Origin of the sequence: Effusibacillus pohliae DSM 22757 (assembly GCF_000376225.1) — a bacterium.
In the GTDB taxonomy this organism is placed as follows: domain Bacteria; phylum Bacillota; class Bacilli; order Tumebacillales; family Effusibacillaceae; genus Effusibacillus; species Effusibacillus pohliae.
On the sequence record NZ_AQXL01000043.1, the window covers coordinates 1 to 3,012 of the forward strand.

Here is a 3,012-nt window from a genome sequence, read left to right on the forward strand (position 1 = left end):
AATTATGGGTATACGAGTGAAGTGGTGGATATACAGTTCAGCAAAACCGGAAAAACGATGACTGTGAAACTGAAAACGTCGGATGGAAGGCTTTGGGACAGGAGACTGAAGGCGGATCGGTTGGTCGCGGTTGTGCAAAGATGATTTTCCGCGTCTTTTTGAGCACTATTTGATTGGGAGGTATTCTCATGCGAAAACGTACATTCACCAGTCTCATTCTGGGTGTTTCGCTGCTGGCCGGCTGTGGTACCGGGCCTATGCCTTCGGTTTCACATCAAGACTCAACCCACGCAGGCACTCAAAACCAGGCAAAGATCGAATGGGCTTTTACCAACGCCGGGCAGCATCCGGAAAAGAAGCTGGAGGAGATGGTTGGCTCCGCAAAACAAAGTCTGGATATTGCCATCTACAGCCTCACCAAACCTGATATTGTAAAGGCGATCGTGGACGCGAAGAAACGGGGTGTTGCGGTCCGGATCATTACGGATCAACAAGAGGCACAAAACCGCTCAAAATCAACACGCATAAGGGGCTGATGCACCTGAAGGTAACCATCGCCGACAAGTCCGTGGTGACCACAGGATCCTTCAATTACTCGACAGCCGCCAGCACGACCAACGACGAAGTGTTAGTGGTGTTGCGGGATGTGGAGATGGCAAAGGCTTGGGATACGGAATTCGAACGTATGTGGAGTGACAAGGAGAATTTCAAGGATTGGTGAAGAAATCAATTGGAAAGAAGGTGACAAAACTTGAAAATCGAAATATACAGATGTCAATGCCAGAGATGTTTCGTTGAATTTTGGGAGATTGACGATGAAGTGAAAATATGCCCAAGTTGCGGACACTCGACCTTTCACTATGATGATGTGATCGATGTCGGTAAGTCTGTGATTGAGCTAAAGTTTGAAAATCACAAGAACCAATATGTACTAAAGATTCTCACCGATCAGGACTTTGATATTGACGTCCGGAAAATGCAGTAGCCTGTAAAACAGAAAACTTCAAGGCAAGGAAATATAATGAGTTTACCGGTTACGAGGGGGGAGATATATGGAGAGTCGGTCGCTTTTTCGGTCAATTATTCACAGTGAAACAACCGACATCATCGTCAAGTATGTATTTCCCGAGTTATGGTTGCTGTGGCGAAGTTTTGAGTCAGCTCGCTTGAGGAGGCGACGCTTACCCGCAGTTGCAACGGCGCATCAAAATTCGCAGAAATCGTGGCAGAATTCGCTGCAACGAAAGGCTGAAATTCACAACGGAACAGATTCGTCACGGGAAGTGGCTGTCGGCTGGGCGTTCGGACACAAAGTTTACACACCGGAAGACCTGGAAAGGGATTTGTCCGGGATCGTAGGTCTTGAGCATGTCAAAGAATCGATTCGAGACATTTACTTCACGATCAGGACAAACCAAGAAAGAAAGTTAAGAGGGCTACAAACGACGCAGCAATCTCTACACATGGTCTTTTTGGGGAATCCGGGGACAGGGAAAACCACGGTAGCCAGGCTGATGGGAGAGATGTTTCGTCGAATGGGCGTTCTCTCTAAAGGACATTTTGTCGAGACCGATCCAACGGGATTGATTGCCGAGCACCTTGGGCAAACAGGACCAAAAACATTCAAAAAGATCAAAGAAGCGATGGGAGGAGTCCTCTTTATTGATGAAGCGTATGCCCTGATTGACATGGAGCGTCCTGATATCAACACGTTCGGAAAGGAAGCCATAAGCGTTTTGATCAAGGCAATGGAGGACTACAGGGAAAATCTGTGTGTTATTTACGCAGGATACAAAGAAGAGATGGAAGCTTTTCTTGATATCAATCCGGGAATGAAGTCAAGGATTCCATTTGTCATCGAGTTTGAGGATTATCGACCAGAAGAACTCGTACAGATTTTTTGTCTCGAATGTAGCAAAAGGCAGTACCGAATCACTCCTGAAGGGGAAGCATACTTACTCGATCTTTTTGATCGAAACCTTGGGAACATGAGGACGTTGGGCAATGGTCGTTTTGCCCGGAATGTATTGGAGGCTGCTATCACGCAACAGGCCAGGCGGCTTGGCTCTATGACGACTGTAGCGTCAACTGAAGATTTGCTGGTTTTGGCTGTCGAGGATTTACGGGCTTGGGAGCTTAAGAGGGGGTGATCCACGTGAACTCGTACCAATCTGTTCCGAAATTCTCAGCAGGATACCCCACGTTTGTGATGGCGGTGCTTGCTTTTTTGTACGGTATCTTTCCATTGGCTGGATATTTCTTGTATCTGAAATCGCCAAATGCCTTCAAAACATTCGGCAGTCTGCCGCTGGCCGACTTTCAATACCCCGAAAAATGGGTAACGGGCACGGTGGTCTTCTTGATCATTTTGTATGTTTTGTGGCTCAAGAAGATTCCAAATGCATGGGTGTGGTTCCATACGTACGTGATTACCACGATAACATCCTGTGCTGTGATCTGGATCCACGAGCAGCGCTTGCCTGTTCATGTTTCTTTTTCTTTGCCGATTCATATTCCAGTTTCATTTCAGATTGCAGCTTTAATCGTGCTCCGGGCTTTGTACGTGAGAAAAGCTTTCGAACCGAGAGAACAAGGACAAAGAGGTTCCTTACAACAGTCGGAGACTTAAACCGCCGTCCCGTATTCTCCCGCCCCCGGTAATAGGTGAAAACCTGCAAAGGGGGCGGTGACAATCAGTCAGAATCCTGGAAGCGAGCTGACTTGCCGTATACCGATGAAGTAAGCGCCGCAGAAAATCGTCGAAGTGATATTATTTTTCCTTGGGAACGTTAATGAACCCGCCGACTTCTTGTTTTACTCATTAGAAAAAACAAAAAATTATCTATAGTCAAAAATGGCCGTGATCTGATATAATAATTCCAGAACAATAGAATCGGCTCTCAAGGGCGGTCGGCTCACCCCTCGAAAGGGGGTGATGCCGGTGGAGGTATACCAAGCGTTGTCCTTGATGTTCATGTTTGGCATGTTCATCTTGGCGTTGCTGAATTACCT

General features: G+C 46.9%; 5 protein-coding genes. All 5 read left to right on the forward strand.

The annotated features are described in order from the left end of the window. Positions 1-188: 188 nt before the first annotated feature. A complete protein-coding gene (locus tag C230_RS23505) occupies positions 189-536 on the forward strand; it encodes a phospholipase D-like domain-containing protein (RefSeq protein WP_051074192.1) in 348 nt (115 codons plus the stop codon). Further along, positions 536-721 (forward strand): phospholipase D-like domain-containing protein, encoded by a 186-nt coding sequence (locus C230_RS23510; protein ID WP_051074193.1) that lies wholly within the window; start codon positions 536-538, stop codon positions 719-721. Before C230_RS23505 ends, C230_RS23510 begins: the two co-directional genes overlap by 1 nt. A 331-nt stretch (positions 722-1,052) precedes the next feature. After that, positions 1,053-2,150 (forward strand): AAA family ATPase, encoded by a 1,098-nt coding sequence (locus C230_RS18920; RefSeq protein WP_018130161.1) that lies wholly within the window; start codon positions 1,053-1,055, stop codon positions 2,148-2,150. 5 nt (positions 2,151-2,155) lie between these two features. Next, positions 2,156-2,629, forward strand: coding sequence for a hypothetical protein (locus tag C230_RS0100660; protein ID WP_018130162.1), 474 nt, complete (start codon positions 2,156-2,158; stop codon positions 2,627-2,629). A gap of 306 nt (positions 2,630-2,935) precedes the next feature. Then, positions 2,936-3,012 (forward strand): putative holin-like toxin (locus C230_RS23515; RefSeq protein ID WP_281168923.1); only part of this gene is annotated, 77 nt, incomplete at its 3' end.